Origin of the sequence: Pseudorhizobium endolithicum, assembly GCF_902153245.2 — a bacterium.
Classification (GTDB): Bacteria; Pseudomonadota; Alphaproteobacteria; order Rhizobiales; family Rhizobiaceae; genus Neorhizobium; species Neorhizobium endolithicum.
Window position 1 is genome coordinate 190,571 of the sequence record NZ_CABFWF030000001.1, and the last position, 17,544, is coordinate 208,114.

General features: G+C 64.0%; 19 protein-coding genes and 1 other RNA gene. 8 read left to right on the plus strand and 12 right to left on the minus strand.

From position 1 onward, the window contains the following. Nucleotides 1-21: 21 nt before the first annotated feature. The 4 genes from RTCK_RS01155 to RTCK_RS01170 are packed head-to-tail and all read right to left on the minus strand — an operon-like array spanning nt 22 to nt 2,289. Entirely contained in the window at nt 22-402 is a 381-nt protein-coding gene (locus RTCK_RS01155; RefSeq protein ID WP_142520329.1) for a nitrile hydratase accessory protein, read from the minus strand. After that, on the minus strand, nt 389-1,048 hold the full coding sequence (gene nthB / locus RTCK_RS01160; protein ID WP_142520328.1) for a nitrile hydratase subunit beta: 660 nt from the start codon (nt 1,046-1,048) through the stop codon (nt 389-391). Before nthB ends, RTCK_RS01155 begins: the two co-directional genes overlap by 14 nt. Continuing rightward, nucleotides 1,045-1,683, minus strand: a complete 639-nt coding sequence (nthA, locus tag RTCK_RS01165; protein WP_142590964.1) for a nitrile hydratase subunit alpha — start codon at nt 1,681-1,683, stop codon at nt 1,045-1,047. Before nthA ends, nthB begins: the two co-directional genes overlap by 4 nt. 12 nt (nt 1,684-1,695) lie before the next feature. Then, nucleotides 1,696-2,289, minus strand: a complete 594-nt coding sequence (locus RTCK_RS01170) for a LysE family translocator (protein ID WP_142590967.1) — start codon at nt 2,287-2,289, stop codon at nt 1,696-1,698. Between the two features lie 156 nt (nt 2,290-2,445). Here RTCK_RS01170 and RTCK_RS01175 point away from each other — a divergent pair, with 156 nt between their 5' ends. Further along, nucleotides 2,446-3,294, plus strand: a complete 849-nt coding sequence (locus RTCK_RS01175) for an aldo/keto reductase (protein ID WP_142590969.1) — start codon at nt 2,446-2,448, stop codon at nt 3,292-3,294. Here the strand turns inward: RTCK_RS01175 and ilvN are convergent, their stop codons facing one another. Then, complete coding sequence (ilvN, locus tag RTCK_RS01180; RefSeq protein ID WP_142520324.1) at nt 3,295-3,867, minus strand: acetolactate synthase small subunit; 573 nt, start codon at nt 3,865-3,867, stop codon at nt 3,295-3,297. 45 nt (nt 3,868-3,912) lie between these two features. Next, entirely contained in the window at nt 3,913-5,691 is a 1,779-nt protein-coding gene (locus RTCK_RS01185; protein ID WP_142590971.1) for an acetolactate synthase 3 large subunit, read from the minus strand. 340 nt (nt 5,692-6,031) lie between these two features. Between RTCK_RS01185 and RTCK_RS01190 the strand changes: the two genes are divergently transcribed. Further along, on the plus strand, nt 6,032-8,116 hold the full coding sequence (locus tag RTCK_RS01190; protein WP_142590974.1) for a helicase HerA domain-containing protein: 2,085 nt from the start codon (nt 6,032-6,034) through the stop codon (nt 8,114-8,116). On the opposite strand, the gene miaA is transcribed toward RTCK_RS01190, so the two are convergent. Continuing rightward, a complete protein-coding gene (gene miaA, locus RTCK_RS01195) occupies nt 8,098-9,015 on the minus strand; it encodes a tRNA (adenosine(37)-N6)-dimethylallyltransferase MiaA (RefSeq protein ID WP_142590976.1) in 918 nt (305 codons plus the stop codon). The two genes, RTCK_RS01190 and miaA, sit on opposite strands and share 19 nt — an antisense overlap. Between miaA and serB the strand changes: the two genes are divergently transcribed. Beyond that, nucleotides 9,016-9,906 carry a phosphoserine phosphatase SerB gene (gene serB / locus RTCK_RS01200; protein WP_142590978.1) on the plus strand — a complete coding sequence of 297 codons (891 nt, stop codon included), beginning with the start codon at nt 9,016-9,018 and terminating at the stop codon, nt 9,904-9,906. A gap of 17 nt (nt 9,907-9,923) precedes the next feature. Further along, the gene (locus RTCK_RS01205) at nt 9,924-10,478 is read left to right on the plus strand and encodes a GNAT family N-acetyltransferase (protein ID WP_142591436.1); all 555 of its coding nucleotides are present in this window, start codon (nt 9,924-9,926) and stop codon (nt 10,476-10,478) included. 6 nt (nt 10,479-10,484) lie between these two features. On the opposite strand, the gene RTCK_RS01210 is transcribed toward RTCK_RS01205, so the two are convergent. The 5 genes from RTCK_RS01210 to RTCK_RS01230 all read right to left on the minus strand — a co-directional run bounded on the left by RTCK_RS01210 (nt 10,485) and on the right by RTCK_RS01230 (nt 15,902). After that, nucleotides 10,485-12,185 carry a Do family serine endopeptidase gene (locus RTCK_RS01210; RefSeq protein ID WP_235988457.1) on the minus strand — a complete coding sequence of 567 codons (1,701 nt, stop codon included), beginning with the start codon at nt 12,183-12,185 and terminating at the stop codon, nt 10,485-10,487. Nucleotides 12,186-12,359: 174 nt separating this feature from the next. After that, nucleotides 12,360-13,364, minus strand: coding sequence for a protease modulator HflC (gene hflC / locus RTCK_RS01215; protein WP_142590983.1), 1,005 nt, complete (start codon nt 13,362-13,364; stop codon nt 12,360-12,362). Further along, on the minus strand, nt 13,361-14,452 hold the full coding sequence (gene hflK / locus RTCK_RS01220; RefSeq protein ID WP_142520317.1) for an FtsH protease activity modulator HflK: 1,092 nt from the start codon (nt 14,450-14,452) through the stop codon (nt 13,361-13,363). Before hflK ends, hflC begins: the two co-directional genes overlap by 4 nt. Nucleotides 14,453-14,583: 131 nt before the next feature. After that, complete coding sequence (locus RTCK_RS01225) at nt 14,584-15,111, minus strand: dihydrofolate reductase (protein WP_142590985.1); 528 nt, start codon at nt 15,109-15,111, stop codon at nt 14,584-14,586. Then, entirely contained in the window at nt 15,108-15,902 is a 795-nt protein-coding gene (locus tag RTCK_RS01230) for a thymidylate synthase (protein WP_142590986.1), read from the minus strand. The genes RTCK_RS01225 and RTCK_RS01230 overlap by 4 nt, the downstream gene beginning before the upstream one ends. A 134-nt stretch (nt 15,903-16,036) precedes the next feature. Between RTCK_RS01230 and ssrA the strand changes: the two genes are divergently transcribed. The 4 genes from ssrA (at nt 16,037) to RTCK_RS01250 (ending at nt 17,543) form a co-directional block, all read left to right on the plus strand. Beyond that, nucleotides 16,037-16,400, plus strand: a transfer-messenger RNA (tmRNA) gene (ssrA, locus tag RTCK_RS01235). 116 nt (nt 16,401-16,516) lie between these two features. Beyond that, nucleotides 16,517-17,023 (plus strand): SspB family protein, encoded by a 507-nt coding sequence (locus tag RTCK_RS01240; RefSeq protein WP_142520315.1) that lies wholly within the window; start codon nt 16,517-16,519, stop codon nt 17,021-17,023. Nucleotides 17,024-17,039: 16 nt separating this feature from the next. Next, nucleotides 17,040-17,234 carry a DUF4169 family protein gene (locus RTCK_RS01245; RefSeq protein WP_142520314.1) on the plus strand — a complete coding sequence of 65 codons (195 nt, stop codon included), beginning with the start codon at nt 17,040-17,042 and terminating at the stop codon, nt 17,232-17,234. Between the two features lie 75 nt (nt 17,235-17,309). Next, entirely contained in the window at nt 17,310-17,543 is a 234-nt protein-coding gene (locus tag RTCK_RS01250) for a ribbon-helix-helix domain-containing protein (protein ID WP_142590988.1), read from the plus strand. The last annotated feature ends 1 nt before the right edge of the window (nt 17,544 follow it).

The following is a 17,544-nucleotide window of genomic DNA, read 5'->3' on the forward strand; positions in this document are numbered from 1 at the left end:
ACCGAAAAGAACGAAAGAGGATCAAAACCGCCGGGAAAGCGGATCGTTCGCAAGTTCGACCGGCCGTCCATGCGGCGTCGCCTCCGCCGCCCGCTGCCAGCTTTTCTGCAGGCCAAGAATGGCCTCGGCATCCGCAATGTCCTTGCGCACCAGCAGCCCCGTCAGCGCCTCGACCCAGCAGTCGAAGTAGTCGCTGCCGTCCTCGGCGCGTCCCGGCCTGTGGACTTCCGCCGACAATGCTTCCGCCCATTCGCCCCAGGAGAACAAACCTTTCTCGTGAAGATGCACGGTCATGGCGAAGGCTTCCGCCGCCCAAGGCTCCGGAAACACCGGATCGCCCTCGGCGGAACGCGGCAGACCCGGAGACTGGACAAGCAGGGATCTCGCCTCACACGCGCTCAAGATAGCTCTCCCAGGCATCGATCGAGACCGTCAGGGTCGGGTCGGCACCCTCGCCCCAGATCTCCCCGCCATCGAACACGACGGTGTAGACCCATTGCGGGTTCTCCCCGCGACCATGCGCGTTGTCGTCGGCGAAGACGAAGGAGCCCTGCACCGCCTCGATCACACCGGTCTTCCCCCGCGCATAGCGTGGCAATCGCGTATGCGTCTCCGGATTGAAGTTCCGGGTCCGCACCCGGTCGCCGACCGCGTATAGCGGCTCCGTCTCCACAGGCCGGTCGCACGGTCCACCCCGTGCCAGCACGCCAGCCACCAGGTCGGCGGTCAGCACCCGCTTCGGTTTCGCCGGCTCCTGCAGCTTGTGCCCGGCATCGATCTCCTCGGCATTCGCGAAGCCATGCCGCTCCAGAAGTGTCTCCAGCGCACGGATCCAGATTTCGTAATAGCTGGCCTTCAGATAATCCGCCGGCGGAATATTCTCCCTGGCGTGCCTGCTCTCATCGATCGTCCAGGCACCGAATGCACCGCAGGAGAGCGTGATGCCGAGCGCCCGCTTTTCCCAGCCGGCATGAAAATACGGCTCGTTCGGCTCCGGCGCGACCGGCCCGAACCCCATCTGGCCGCCGAGATCGTGGGGCCCGTTCATCGAGCCTGCTCCGGCGAGAGCGCAAGTCCGGTACCGATCATCGAGTCGCGCGTCACAAGATCGGCAAGCCGGCTTTCATCCATCCCCTCCGTCCCTTCGGGACGCATGGGCACCACGAGATAACGCAGCTCCGCCGTCGAATCCCATACGCGGATCTTCGTGCCCTGGGGCAGCCTCACGCCGAACTCCGTCAGCACGCCGCGCGGATCGATCACTGCCCGCGACCGGTAGGCAGGCGCCTTGTACCAGACGGGAGGGAGGCCGAGCACCGCCCAGGGATAACAGGAGCAAAGCGTGCAGACGACGAGATTATGCATTTCCGGTGTATTGAACACCGCCCGCATGTGCTCGCCCTGCCGACCTGTGAAGCCGAGGCTGGCGATCGCCGCCGTCGCGTCCTGCCGCAGCCAATCCGCGAACTCCGGGTCGCTCCAGGCTTTCGCCACGACGCGCGCGCCGTTGCGCGGTCCCACCTTGGTCTCGTAGGTCTCGACGATTGCATCGATGGCGGCGGGTTCGATCAGGCCCTTCTCCGTCAGCACCGTCTCCAGGGCCCGCACCCGCGCCTGCATGTCGGAATAGCGGTTGTCGTGGTGGTGATCGTGATCGTGATCGTGGGGATCGTGCTCGTGCATTGCTCCCGCCCTTTACTTCAGCATCGGCCAGAGGCTGATGACGAGCAGAACGGCCATGGTGATGTTGAACCATTTCAGCCGCAATGGCACCGACAGCCACTCGCGCAGCGCCGAGCCGAAGCCGGCCCAGGTGGAGACGCTCGGCAGGTTGACGAGCGCGAAGGCCACGCCGACCAATAGCACCGTCGGCACGTAATAGGTGGGGTTGGTATAGGTGGCCATCGCCGTCACCGCCATTACCCAGGCCTTGGGGTTCACCCACTGAAAGGCGGCCGCTCCGAAAAAGGTCATCGGCCGCGCTCCCGCCTCGCCCTCCGACAGGCTGCGCGAAGTGCCGATCTTCCATGCGATCCAGAGGAGATAGGCTCCGCCTGCGAACTTCAGGATGGTATAGACGAGAGGCACGCTCTGCATCAGGGCGCCGAGCCCGAGTCCCACGCCGATCAGGAGCGACAGGAAGCCGGCCCCGATGCCCAGCATGTGGGGAATGGTCCGGCGAAAGCCGAAGTTCACCCCCGAGGCGAACAGCATCATGTTGTTGGGGCCGGGCGTGATCGATGTCGTGAATGCGAACAGCACCAGGGCCAGAAAGGTTTCCAGCGGCATGTATTCTCCAGGCGCCAATGTTTGATGTTCACCAGACGGTCGCCTCGTTCGGCGGGCGGCCTGGGAAAGTTCTAGGCTCATTCCGCAGTCGCTTCAAGCGGGCTTGGCAGGCGAGCGGTACGCCTTATCTTGGCGTCATTGAGCTGGAGCCGTTCCATGATAGACGACACCCTCCCGACCGTCACGCTCCCGGACCGTGTGGTCGTGCCGGCACTTGGCCTCGGGACATGGCAGATGGGCGAGGATGCCGGGAAGGCAGAACAGGAGATCGCCGCCCTGCGTGAGGGCATCGACCGCGGCATAACCCTGATCGACACGGCCGAGATGTATGGCGAGGGTGGCGCCGAGCGCCTTGTCGGTGAAGCAATCTCCGGCCGCCGTGACGAAGTCTTCCTCGTCAGCAAGGTCCATCCGTGGAACGCCAGCCGCAAAGGCACGATCGCCGCCTGCGAGCGCAGCCTCACCCGCATGAAGACCGGCCGCATCGACCTCTACCTCCTCCATTGGCGCGGCGAACATCCGCTTGCAGAAACGGTGGAGGCTTTCGAAGAGCTTCGGCGGCAGGGCAGGATCGGCGCCTGGGGCGTCTCCAACTTCGATCTTGCCGACATGCGGGAACTGATGGAGGTGCCGGGTGGCGAGAACTGCGCCGCCAACCAGGTGCTCTACAACCTGTCCCGCCGGGGAGTGGAGTACGACCTCCTTCCCTGGTGCCAGAAGCGTGGCATCGCAGTCATGGCTTATTCGCCGATCGAGCAGGGAAGCCTCGCCCGTAACGACACCCTCATCCACATCGCCAAGGCCTACCAGGCGACGCCGGCGCAGGTGGCGCTCGCCTTCCTGCTGGAACGGGACGGCGTCATCGCCATCCCGAAATCTTCCCATGCGTCACGCGTCGCGGAAAACAGGGAGGCGGCCAAACTCGACCTGACGGACGACGACCTGGCGGCACTGGATGCCGCCTTCCCGCCCCCGAGCCGGCCGACGCCGCTGGAGATGATCTGATTACATTCCCTGCGGGCCGCGGTTCATCGCGGCGATCCCGGTGCGGCAGATCTCGATGAGGCCGAGTGGTTTCAGGATGGCCACGAACTGGTCGATTTTCGAGGACTTCCCGGTAATCTCCAGGATGAAATGCTCCACCGTCGCATCCACCACCTTGGCCTGGAAGGCATCGGCAAGCCGCAGCGTCTCGGCCCGATGCTCGCCCGAACCCACCACCTTGATCAGCGCCACCTCCCGTTCGATCGGCCGCTCCTGGCCGAGCACCTGCGCGCGGACTGTGAGATCCACCACCCGGTGCACCGGAACGATGCGCTCCAGTTGCGCCTTGATCTGCTCCAGCACGCTCGGCGTGCCGCGCGTGACGATGGTGATGCGGGAGAGATGTGCCTCGTGCTCCGTTTCCGAAACCGTCAGGCTCTCGATATTGTAGCCGCGGCCGGAAAACAGGCCGATCACGCGGGCAAGTACCCCCGGCTCGTTGCTGACGAGCACGGAGAGCGTATGGTTCTCGGCCTTTGCCGTTTCCGGAGCGATAAAATAGGCCGATCCGGTCGGTAGTTGATGAGCATTCATGTTCTTGCGTCCGTTATCTCAGAAATGGCTTTAACAAGCTGCCGCTCAAACGAGCTGCCGGCCCTTGGCATCGATGGCAGTGGCGACAGCTTCATCCGTGGCCTCGTCCGGAAGCAGCATCTCGTTATGCGCCTTGCCGGACGGGATCATCGGGAAGCAGTTGGCGAGGTTTGCGACGCGGCAGTCGAAGATCACCGGCTTCTTCACCGCGATCATCTCCTCGATCTTGCCGTCGAGTTCCTTCGGATCGTCGCAGTACATGCCGACCGCGCCATAGGCTTCCGCCAGCTTGACGAAGTCCGGCATCGCTTCCGTGTAGGAGTTCGACAGCCGGTTGCCATGCAGCAGCTGCTGCCACTGGCGCACCATGCCCATGTACTGGTTGTTGAGGATGAATATCTTGACCGGCAGGTTGTACTGGATGGCGCAGGACATTTCCTGGATGCACATCTGGATGGAGGCATCGCCGGCGATGTCGATGACGAGCGCGTCCGGATGCGCCACCTGAACGCCGATCGCCGCCGGAAGGCCGTAGCCCATGGTGCCGAGACCGCCGGAGGTCAACCAGTGGTTCGGCTGTTCGAAGCCGAAGAACTGCGCCGCCCACATCTGGTGCTGGCCCACTTCCGTGGTGATGTAGGTGTCCCTGCCCTTCGAGAGTTCGTAGAGCCGCTGGATCGCGTATTGCGGCATGATGACGTCGTTCGACGGCTTGAACGCGAAGGAATTGCGCGCCCGCCACCGTTCTATGCTGGCCTTCCATTCCTGCGTCTGGGCCGCCTCCGGCCTCTTCGGCAGCGCCCGCCACAGGCGGACCATGTCTTCCAGAATCGTCCCGACATCGCCGAGGATCGGCACGTCGACGCGGACGTTCTTGTTGATCGAGGACGGGTCGATGTCGATATGGATCTTGCGGGAATTCGGCGAGAATGCGTTCAGACGCCCGGTGATCCTGTCGTCGAAGCGCGCCCCGATGCAGACCATGACGTCGCAGTCGTGCATCGCCATGTTCGCCTCGTAGGAGCCGTGCATGCCGAGCATGCCGAGCCAGTTCCTGCCCGATGCCGGATAGGCGCCGAGCCCCATCAGGGTCGAGGTGATCGGGAAATCCGTCAGGTCGACCAGTTCGCGCAGCAGGCGGCAGGCTTCCGGCCCGGAATTGACGACCCCGCCGCCCGTATAGAGGATCGGACGCTTCGCCGCGGCCATCAGTTCGACGGCGGCCTGGATTGCCTTCAGGTCGCCCTGCAGCTTCGGGGTGTAGCTCTTGTTGACGGGCGTCTCGCCCGGCGGCGTATAGGTGCCGGTGGCAAACTGGATATCCTTGGGAATATCGACGACGACCGGGCCCGGGCGGCCCGTCTGCGCGATCCGGAACGCTTCATGGATGATGCCGGCCAGTTCGTTGACGTCCTTCACCAGCCAGTTGTGCTTGGTGCAGGGCCGCGTGATGCCGACGGTGTCGCATTCCTGGAAGGCATCCGAACCGATCAGCGTCGTCGGAACCTGCCCGGAAATGCAGACCAGCGGCACGGAATCCATCAGCGCGTCCTGCAGCGGCGTGACGGCATTCGTCGCACCCGGCCCGGAAGTGACCAGCATCACGCCGACCTTGCCGGTCGAGCGCGCATAGCCTTCGGCCGCATGACCCGCCCCTTGCTCGTGCCGGACGAGGATGTGCTGGATTTCTTCCTGCTGGAATATCTCGTCATAGATCGGCAGCACCGCGCCGCCGGGATAGCCGAAGATATGCTCCACCCCGTTGTCCTTCAGAGCCTTCAGAACGATCTCCGCGCCCGTCATCTGATTGTTGCTGTCCGTCATTGTCCTGATCCACTCGCTCCGGCTGTTCTGGCTGAGATTGGGCATAAAAAAAGGCCCCTTGAGGAGCCTGTTAGCGCATGGGTGGCTGACGCCGGATGGTTACACCATCCTGCCCATGCGCCTTCCCACCACGATAAGTACGTTCGAAATCGTCATGGCCGGAAGTGTTAGACAGATTGTTGCTCCGCGTCAACGCGATCGACACCAAAAATTACGCCCGGTCAAGAATGGCCGGCCAAGGCAGGCGAACTACACCACTTGTTAAACCGGCTGCACTAGGTTGCAGTTGGTCAGCAGCCGGAGAGCATTGATGCTCCTCTCCCGATGACAGGGCTTCGTCTTGCGCAACAACGACCTGCACCATTCCGTATCGGCTGGCGAACAGGATCGCCGGGACACCACCGCGCCGGGGAACCGGATGCTCGGGCGGGTGGTCGCGTGCACGGGCTCACGTGCAACGATCGCCGCCACGGCAGAGAACGGAGAGACCACGCTGACGGAGCTGTGGTCGGTCGGCCGCCTGATTTCGATCAGCGTCGGCAACAACCGCGTGGTTGCGCTCGCCTATTCGATGACGACCGATGAGAAGACCTGGGGCGAGAACGACAACGGCTTTCGGATCGAGGCCGAACTTCTGGGCGAGGTCCGCGTCGGCCCGGATGGCCGGGAAGAATTCTCCGGCGGCATCTCGCGCTATCCCTATCTCGGCGCGGTCGCCCATCGCATCCGCGCCGCCGACCTCCTGCGCATATACGACGCCGGCAAGAACGATAGCTGCGTCATCGGCAGGCTGACGCAGGATGAAACGATCGATGCCGCGATCCACATCCCCTCGATGCTGTCGAAGCACTTCGCCATCGTCGGCTCGACCGGCGTGGGCAAGTCGACCGCCGTCTCGCTTCTCCTCCACAAAGCCATCGAGGCGGATCCGAAACTGCGGGTCCTGATCCTCGACCCCCACAACGAGTTCGCGGCAGCGTTCCCCGAACACGCTGTCGTCATCGACACGGAAACACTCGACCTGCCCTTCTGGCTGATGAGGCTCGAGGAATTCGCGGAGGTCCTTTTCCGTGGCCGCCCCCCGGTCGCGGAGGAGCTCGACATCCTGCGGGACCTCATCCCCGAAGCAAAGCGAGCCTTTCGCGGGGGCGATTCCAGCCTGATGCGCCGCACCACGGAGAAGAGCTCGATCACGGCCGATACGCCGGTGCCGTATCGGATGGCGGACCTCCTCGCGCTGATCGACGAGCGGATCGGCCGGCTGGAAGGGCGCGGCGAAAAGCCGATCCTGCGAACCCTCAAGCTGCGCGTCATCTCGGCGATCAATGACCCGCGCTACCACTTCATGTTCTCCAACAATACGATCCAGGACACGATCATGGAGACGATCGCCCACATCTTCCGCATTCCGGGCGGTGACAGGCCGATCTGCACGTTCCAGCTCGCCGGGATTCCGTCCGAGGTCGTGAACTCCGTGGCGTCCATCCTGTGCCGTATGGCCTTCGAACTGGCGCTCTGGAGCAACGGCGCAATCCACATGCTCGTCGTCTGCGAGGAGGCGCACCGCTATGTCCCCGCGGATCCGGAGCGGGGCTTCCTCCCAACCCGGCAGGCCATCGCCCGCATCGCGAAGGAAGGCCGCAAATACGGCGTGTCGCTCGGGGTCATCACGCAGCGGCCGGGAGAACTCGACCAGACGATCCTGTCGCAATGCTCCACCCTGTTTGCGATGCGCCTCGCGAACGACCGCGACCAGGAAATCATCCGGTCGGCCATACCCAACTCGTCGATCTCGACCTTGAGCTTCCTGTCCTCGCTCGGCAACGGCGAGGCGATCGCCTTCGGCGAAGCGATCGCTGTTCCGATGCGGCTGCGGTTCGCGCGGGTGGAGGAGAAATACCTCCCGAAGGCGAACGGGGTCCTCGACAAGGGCAGCGAGGAGACACCCGACACGGTGGATCTCCGCAACGTCGTGGCCCGGATGCGCTCGATCGCAGCGCCGGAACTCGGGGCTTTCAAGCCAATCGCCGATGATGTCTGCGAGGCACGGTCTCAACTACTCCCGGAGGAGAGCGAGGAGCGGGATGCCATGGCCGCCGAGATGGAACTTGACCGCTGGGCGCGCAGCGTTGCGCCTTCCCACCAGGCATCGGGACTGTCGGCGGACCTTCCGGCAAGGCCGGAGCCCTATCGGCCGGACATGCTACCCGGTGCATCTCCGCAGAACGTGCAGCGCACGCCGGCCGCCTTCGAGCAGCCGCGCGGTTTCGATCGTGATCATTCCCCTGATCGTCCGCCGGTCTCCGCACGAGCCTTCGGCGGGAATGCCGGACTTCGCCCGTTGCAGCCGCCGCGCCGGGAAGGTTCGTTGCGCGACACCCTGCTCAAGAGGCCGCTGAGCAGCCTCTACGACGACAGGGACTGATCGCCGGAAGGATCGATCCGTCGCCAGCTCTCGTCCATCTGGTTGCGGAACCAGGTCATCTGACGTTTTGCATATTGCCGTGTGAGCGCCGAGGCCCGCTCCACCACCTCTTTCGGCGTCATGCCCCCGTCAAGCATCTGCGCGATCTGGACGACTCCGATCGCTTTCATCGCGGGAGCCTCAGCGGGAGGATCGAGCGCCAGCAAATCCCTGACCTCCTCCACGGCTCCATTGTCGAACATCTTCTCGAAACGCCGGTTGATCCGGTCCTGCAGCACCGCCCGGTCGGGCAGCACGACGAGTTTCAGCGCCCGGTCCGGGTCGATGACTATCGGCCCAGGCTCCTGCCGGAAAGCAGCGATGGAGCGGCCGGTCTCTTCCAGCATTTCGAGGGCACGAACGATCCTCTGCCCGTCGGTTGGCCGAAGCGTCCGGGCCGTCATGGGGTCACGGTCGGCAAGCTCGGCATGAAGCCGCTCGGCCCCCTCCTGCTTGAGCCTGAGGCGCACCCGGCAGCGCACGTCCTGGGAGATCTCGGGCATTGCGGAAAGCCCGCCGGTCAGCGCCTTGAAATAGAGCCCGGTGCCGCCGACGAAGACCGGCAACCGCTTCTGCGCCCGCAGTTGCGGCAGAAGCGCCGCCACGTCCCGTAGCCATTCTCCCGTGGAATGCGCCCGTGTCGCCGGCACATAGCCATAAAGATGGTGCGGGACGTCGGCCATTTCCTCCTGCGAGGGGCGTGCCGTCAGCACGCGCAAGGTGTCGTAGACCTGCATGCTGTCGGCATTGATGACGGCTCCGCCGGCATCCGCCGCCAGTTGCAGGGCAAGCGCCGACTTGCCGCTGGCGGTCGGCCCCGTTATCAGGATCGCGTCCCAATCTGTCGCAAGGTTTCTCATATGGCTTTCGTTGCCACGCTCATCGCCCATCCGTCAAATCCCGTACTGTCTCCATCCATGGGCGACCGTGCAGCCGAGGCGGTGAACGCTGCGGGTCTCTACTGGCTCGCGGACGGCATAGCCTGCGACATAGCCCTGCGGGACGGCGCGGATGTCCAGGCAGCGGAAGCCAATCTCCGCGCCGTGATCGCCGGTGGGCCGGTCGACCTCGTGGTGCAGGAGACAGAATCCCGGCGAAAGAAATTCCTGATCGCCGACATGGATTCCACCATGATCGGCCAGGAATGCATCGACGAACTCGCGGACGTCGTCGGCCTCAAGGACAAGGTGGCCGCGATCACGGCCCGTGCGATGAACGGCGAGATCGCCTTCGAGCCGGCGCTGCGGGAGCGGGTGGCGCTCCTGAAGGGCCTGCCGCTCTCGGTCGTCGACGACGTCATCTCCAGCCGCATCACACTGACCCCCGGGGGACCGGAACTGATCGCCACCATGAAGGCCCAGGGCTTCCACACCGCCCTCGTCTCCGGCGGCTTTACCGTCTTCACGAACCCGATCGCCGCGCGCCTCGGCTTCCACGAGAACCGCGCCAACATCCTGCTGGAGAAGGACGGGATCCTCACCGGCCAGGTGGCGGAGCCGATCCTCGGCAAGCAGGCGAAGATCGACGCGGTGACGGAGATCTCTGCGCGGCTCGGCATCTCCACGGATGAGGTTATCGCAGTCGGCGACGGGGCGAACGATCTCGGCATGCTCAATCTCGCCGGCTCCGGTGTCGCCCTCCATGCAAAGCCCGTCGTCGCGGCCCAGGCCCGCATGCGCATCGACCACGGCGACCTCACCGCCCTCCTCTATATCCAGGGCTACCGGAAAACGGATTTCGTGACGCCGTGACGTTGAACGAGCCACCATTGGTCGTCCTGGAGACCGCCCGCCTGCGCATCCGCAGCTGGATCGAAGGCGATCGCGATCTGTTCCGGGAGATCAATGCCGATCCCAAGGTGATGGAGTATTTCGCCTTCCGGCGCAGCCATGCCGAATCGGATGCGCTCCTCGACAAGCTGAATGGCTCCATCCGCGATACCGGACTCGGCTTCTATGCCCTGGAACTGAAGGAAACGCGCGAGCCCATCGGCTTCTGCGGCCTGTCGCCTGCCAGCATGCCGGAGATCTTCCCGGCCGAAACCGTGGAGATCGGATGGCGGCTCGCGACCCGTTTCTGGGGGCACGGCTATGTCACGGAAGCTGCGCGCGCGCTGCTTGATTTCGCGTTCACCGGCAAGGGCATACCAGCGGTTCTGGCATTCGCTGTGGCAGACAACCGCCGGTCCACCGCCGTCATGGAACGGATCGGAATGAAGCGCTGTCCGCAGATGGATTTCGACCATCCCCGGGTTCCGGACACCCATCCTCACCTGAAGCGGCACGCGGTCTACGCGGCCATGGGCGGCCGCGTCACCCCGTAGCCCGGCCTATTCCACCGGCACCGCCACGAAGCGCAACGCTCCCGTTGGGTCGGCGATCATCAGGTGGGCGTTGCGGCGACCTTCCGATTTCAGCGCATCGATCCGATCCTTCACCGCCTTCGGGCTGTCGACGAAGTCCTGGGCGACCTCGACGATGACGTCGCCTGGCTTCAGCCCCTTCTCGGCGGCTGCGGAACCCGCCTCGACAGCGGTGATGGCCACGCCTTCGACGTCTTCGGCTATGTTGAACGCAGCTCGCTGCTCGTCGTCGAGAGGCGCGATCGTCATGCCGAGTGTGACTTCGGTGGCCTGCTCCGTTTCACCGTTCTGCTCTTCGCCCTGATCTCCGTCTTCCGGTGCCGGCTCTTCGCCTTCGGGCGCGACATTTTCCTCGGCTGCCTGGTCTTCCGGGCTGTCCTCCAGCCTGCCGAGCGTCACCTTGACTGTTTCCTCCTTGCCGTCCCTCAGCACGACGACGTCGACCTCCTTCCCGACCGGGCTTTCCGCCACCGCACGCGGCAGATCGCGCATTTCGGTGACGGGATTGCCGTCGAAGGAAAGGATGACGTCACCGGCCCTTATCGAGCCATCGTCCACGGGACCGCCCTTCACGACACCAGAGACGAGCGCACCGCGGGCACTGCCCATCCCCAGGCTCTCGGCCACCTCGTTGCTGACCGGCTGGATGCGCACGCCGAGCCAGCCGCGCCGTGTCTCGCCGAACTCGATCAGCTGGTTGACGATGTTCTGAGCAAGCTCCGTCGGAACGGCAAAGCCGATGCCGATCGAGCCTCCGGACGGAGAGATGATGGCCGTGTTGATGCCGATGACCTCGCCCTTCATGTTGAACAGCGGCCCGCCGGAATTGCCCTTATTGATGGCAGCGTCTGTCTGGATGAAGTTGTCATAGGGGCCGGCATTGATGTTGCGGCCGCGCGCGGAGATGATGCCGAGCGTCACCGACCCTCCGAGCCCGAACGGATTGCCGATCGCCATCACCCAGTCGCCGATGCGCATCTGGCGGGAATCGCCGAAGCGAACCGCCTTCAGCGGCGTCTTGGGCTCGACCTTCAGCACCGAGAGATCGGTCTTCGGGTCGGTGCCGACGAGGGTGGCCTTCAGCTTGCTGCCGTCGGGAAACACGACCTCGATGTCGTCGGCGTCCTCGATGACGTGATTGTTGGTGACGACGAAACCCGCCGGATCGATGACGAAGCCCGATCCGAGGGAGTTGACCTTCTGGCTGCCGCCTTCTCCTCCCTCGCCGTCGAAGAATTCGTCGAAGAACTCCTCGAAGGGGGAACCGTCCGGCGTTTGCGGCGGCTGCGGCCCGGCCCCGTTGCTTTCGACGCTTTGCGACGTGGAGATGTTGACCACCGCGTCGAGCAGGCCTTCCGCAAGATCGGCCACGGAGCCGGGGCCGGTGGCGAGGCCGGCGCCCGGCGAAGGCTGGATGTTCACGGTCGGAGCAGCGGTCGGCGGTGCCGGCAGCATGGCCTCCGGCTGGGTGCCCTCTCCGGCTGACGGTCCCCTGTCCGGCCCTGCCGGCGGCTCGTTTCCGCCGGGCGCCCCCGGCGCCGGCGCTGCCGGAACGCTCGGGGCGGGGCTTGCCTGTGGCGCGGGCGTCTGCGCCGCGGCAGCGCCCGTCACGGCGAGGATGGCAAGCACCGCAACCGAACGTTTCAAGGTCAGAACCGATTGAGCCATATGGCTTCCCCTGTATGTCATGCCCGCGTGAGAAATGCCCGGCGGAATCGTGCGGGACTGTCACCGCAAGATAGGGCGGAATGAAGACCGGGGAAATTACCTTTTCGTGACATGGATCCCGATGCAGACGGCCCGTGTAGAACGGAAAGAGGCGGCCGAAGCCGCCTCTCGAAGCTAGCCGCCGTTGCCGGCCGCGCCGGCCTCTGCCGGTGCAGGCTGGGTCGGCGGTGTCGCCGGGGCGGGCGATGCGGCCGGCGCGTCGGCACCTTGTCCGTTGCGTGCGGCCGCCGCGGCGGCGGCGACATCCGGACTATTCAGGAACTTCAGGAAGTCCGAATTGGGCGACATCACGAGCGTGGTGCCGGTGTCGACCAGTGAGGCGACATAGGCGCGCATGGACCGGTAGAAGTCGAAGAATGCCGGATCGCGCCCGAAGGCCTCGGCAAAGATGCGGGTACGCTCCGCATCGCCTTCGCCTCGGATGATTTCCGAATCCCTCTGCGCCGCCGATACGATTTCCACAACCTGACGGTCGGCGACGGCGCGGCGGGTCTGCCCCTGCTCGTTACCGCGTGCACGGATCAGTTCGGCCTCAGCAAGACGCTCGGCCTTCATGCGCTCGAAGGTCTGCTGCGAGACTTCCTGCGTCAGGTCCGTCCGGCGGATGCGGACGTCGCGAACCGCAAGACCCAGGGATTCGGCGGCCTCGCGCAGTTGGGCGTTGACCTCCTGCATCATCTGGGAACGCTCGTCGGACAGCGCGGCATCGAAGTTGCGCAGGCCGTAGACCCGGCGAAGTGCCGCATCGAGACGCGTGCGCAGACGCGCTTCGGCCGCCTCGCGGTCACCCGAGACCGTTTCCCGGAAACGGCGCGGATCGCTGATCTGGTAGACCACGAAGGCGTCTACCTCGTAGAAGGCGCCGCCGCGAACCTGGACGCGGATGTCGTCGAGGTCGAAGCGCAGCGCGCGATCCTCGACATACTGGACACGATCGGCATCCATGAAGGCGAAGGGCAGCTTGAAATACAGGCCCGGCTCCGTCTTGACGTCCTGGATCTCACCGAAGCGGACGACGATAGCCTGCTCCCGTTCGTTGACCACGAAGACCGACGAATAGATGAGGAACAGGAGGATGGCGAGGCCGATCAGCAAGGCCGGGAGACGATTGGAAATCATCGGTTGCCCCCCTGCTGGTTGCCGCGGGTCAGTTCATTGAGGGGCAGATACGGGACGACACCCGGCCCTTCCTCCATGATGATCTTGTTGGAATTCTTCAGGACCGTCTCCATGGTCTCGAGGAAGATCCGCTGGCGCGTCACCTCGGGTGCGGTGGCATATTCTTCGTAGATCGAGATGAAGCGCTGGGCCTCACCCTGCGCCTCGTTCACGACGCGATCCTTGTAGGCTGCCGCCTCTTCGCGAATCTGCGCCGCCTGACCGCGGGCCTGGCCGAGCTGCTGGTTGGCGTACTGGTTCGCCTCTTCCACGAAGCGATCCTCGTCCTGCTCGGCGCGCTGCACTTCTTCGAAGGCGTCGGCGACTTCGCGCGGCGGTGCCGCGTCCTCGATCGGCACGGCATTGATGGAGATGCCCGCGCCGTAGGCATCCATGGTGCCCTGGATGATCGCCCGCACTTCCGTCGAGATGTCCTCGCGATTGTCGCGGAAAATGTCCTGAGCCGGACGGCGGCCCACCACCTCGCGCATGGCGCTCTCGGCGACCTGCTGCAGGGTGGATGCCGGGCTTTCCAGATTGAAGAGATAGGCTTTCGGATCGCTCACCGTATAAAGGACGGAGAACTGGACGTTGACGATATTCTGGTCGCCCGACAGCATCAGGCCGGCGGCGGACTGGGCGCTGCCTGCGGCGCCGATGTTCTGCTGCTGCTCGGTCACCTTGACGATTTCTACGGTTTCCAGAGGCCAGAGATGGAAGTGAAGCCCCGGCATGGAGATCTCTTCCTTGGGCTTGCCGAAACGAAGCTCGACGCCCCGCTCGTCCGGCTGCACGGTATACACCGACTGGATCGCCAGGAAGGCGACGATCACGAGGATCACGATGACGACGGCACCGCCGTTGAAGCCGCCGGGAACGACGCCGCGGAGACGGTCCTGGCTTCGACGGATCAGATCCTCGAGATCCGGAGGACCGCCGCTTCCGCCACCGCCCCGGGGCCGGTTCGGACCGCCCCCCCATGGACCCTGATTATTGCCGCCGCCGCCGCCCCATGGGCCGCCGCCGCCATTCTGATTGCTCCAGGGCATCAAAACCTCTTTGTTTGCCACTCCCGAACACGCGGAAGCGCAGCTCCCCCGTCCAATGCCCGTTATAGGGAGCCGCGCGGGCGCTTTCAACGATGCGCCAATAACTTCAGGGTATTTGGTAACGAAATGTTTCAGTTTGTCGCGGGACGGCGACGATAGACAGCGAAGCGGGTGGGATAACTGTCCTTCTCACCAGCAGGAACAGCCGTTTCCTCGCACCTCTCGAAGAGCGCGGGATCGATGTCGGGGAAGAAGGTATCGCCGTCCGCCACGGAGGTCTCGACATGCGTCACGTAGAGGATGTCGACAGCATCCATGATCTGGCGATAGATCTCCCCTCCGCCAATCACGCACACCTCCGCCGCACCCGTCTCTGCGGCGATCCGTTGCGCAGCAGCCAGCCCCTCGGCCACCGAAGCTGCCGTCACCGCGCCTTCGACGGAAAAGTCGCGATTGCGGGTAATGATCACATGCGGCCGGCCGGGCAGAGGCTTGCCGCCGAACGATTCCAGCGTCTTGCGGCCGACGATGATCGGCTTGCCCATCGTCAGAGCCTTGAAGCGCTTCAGATCGGTCGACAGCTTCCACGGCATGTCGCCGTCCCGGCCGATGACACCGTTCCGTGCGACTGCGACGACGATGGAGACGGGAACGCTCATACCGCGATCGGCGCCTTGATGCTCGGATCGGCCACGTAGTTTTCCAACGTGAAATCCTCGTAGGTGAAGGCGAAGAGGTCGCTGACCGCCGGGTTGAGACGCATCGTCGGCAAGGGCTTCGGCATACGGGTCAGTTGCAGCTTCGCCTGCTCGAAGTGATCGGCATAGAGATGGGCGTCTCCGAGCGTATGGACGAAGTCGCCCGGCTTCAGCCCGGTCACCTGCGCCATCATCATCGTCAGCAGCGCATAGGAAGCGATGTTGAAGGGCACGCCGAGGAAGATGTCGGCCGAACGCTGGTAGAGCTGGCAGGAGAGCCGGCCATCCGCCACGTAGAACTGGAACAGGCAATGGCAGGGCGGCAGCGCCATTTCGTCCACCAGCGCCGGATTCCATGCCGAAACGATGTGGCGGCGCGAGTTCGGATTGGTCTTCAGCGATTCGACCACATTGGCGATCTGGTCGATGTGGCGGCCGTCCGGCGCCGGCCAGGACCGCCACTGGGCGCCGTAGACCGGACCGAGATCGCCGTTGTCGTCCGCCCACTCGTCCCAGATGGTGACGCCGTTCTCCTTGAGATAGGCGATGTTGGTATCGCCGCGCAGGAACCAGAGCAGTTCGTGGATGATCGACCGGAGATGCAGTTTCTTCGTCGTGAGGACGGGAAAGCCGTCCTCGAGGTTGAAGCGCATCTGATAGCCGAAGACGGAGCGCGTACCCGTACCGGTCCGGTCGCCGCGGTCGGTTCCGTGATCCATCACATGGGAGAGGAGATCAAGATACTGCTTCATGCCACACGCCAGTTTTTCAACGGGAGCCACCATAGCGGCTCCGCTCTCCGCCACCAACGCCGCGGAGCGCTTGCGCACAATTATCTGCGGGATCCGGCACTATGGCGCAAGTCATCGCACCATGTTCCGGATGCCCCCTTTTCAGGACCGATGGAAATCCCTATATCTGCCTTGCCGGGCTTCGGTCCGGCTATGGCGATAAACGGTCGGTGAAATAAGCCTATTGGACCCGGGGGCGGTACCCGGCGCCTCCACCAAAAACCGGTCGGTCGATCTGACCGGCTTTTGATGGGGGCGAAATAGGATCGACAAGGGTGTAAAGATCGAACTTTCGCTCGGCATGATACCGCCGTTATCGGGTCACAAGAGTAGTTGCAAACGACAACTATGCGGAAGCTCGTCTCGCTGCCTAATGGCGGTGTGACACTTCAAATCAAGTCCTAAGGGGTCGCACTCTTAGGCGGGGTCCGAAGGCACCTGGCAACAGAAGCCTTCACCTTCTCCCTTCCCGCGAAATTATGTACACTAGCCATCATGCCGACGCTTTCCCGCGTTTGGCTGGCATGGCATAAGCATGCTTCGATAAGACAGTCAGAAGTGAGAGACAGAACCGTATGGGGCAGGATCATATCCGCTACGATATCTTGGCGCAGGACGCATTGCGCGGTGTTATCCGCAAGGTTTTGAGCGAAGTCTCTGCCACCGCCCGCCTTCCCGGCGACCACCACTTCTTCATCACCTTCCTGACCGGCGCGCCGGGCGTGCGCATTTCGCAGCACCTGAAGGCCAAGTATCCGGAACAGATGACGATCGTGATCCAGCACCAGTTCTGGGACCTGAAGGTATCCGACACGCAGTTCGAGGTGGGTCTTTCCTTCTCCGACACGCCGGAGCGGCTGGTGATCCCGTTCAACGCGATTCGCGGCTTCTACGATCCGTCAGTGAACTTCGAGCTCGAATTCGAAGTGCCGCTGGCGGAAGAAGACGATCAGTCGACGGCGGAAATCACCGCCATTCCGGTCGAACCGGTGGCCAAGGCCGAACCTACGGCACCTGCCGAGGGCGAGGAGAAGAAGCCCGCCTCGGTCGTCTCGCTCGATTCGTTCCGCAAGAAGCAATAGCATCGCCGGAGATGGCATGAGCGGCGATGTCCTGAACCTGCGGCAGTTCCGCAAGTCGAAGCAGCGGGCGGAGAAGGAAAGGCAGGCGGAGCAGAACCGCATCACCTTCGGCCGCACCAAGGCCGAGAAGATGCTGACGAAGGCGTTGAACGACAAGGCGGAACAGTCCCTCGATCAGGGCCGGCTGGAAAAGCCCTCGGAAGGGGACTGAAGGGCAGCATCCGCCAAGGGGCGGCGGAATCTCTTGTGACATTGGGTATGGCTTGGCTCTCGACTGGAGGCGCCGGTGATCCGCAAACACTCCGCCACGCTCCACGGGCATCGCACCAGCTTTTCCCTCGAAGATGAATTCTGGGATGAGTTGAAGCGGATCGCCGCCCAGCGGCAGATGAGCCTCGCCGGGCTCATCGCCAGGATCGACGACGAACGTCCACCCGAAAGCAATCTTTCTTCGGCGCTGCGGGTCTACGTCCTGCGCTGGCTTAGGGGCGAAAGGGAACCCGCCCCTACCGATCACTAGT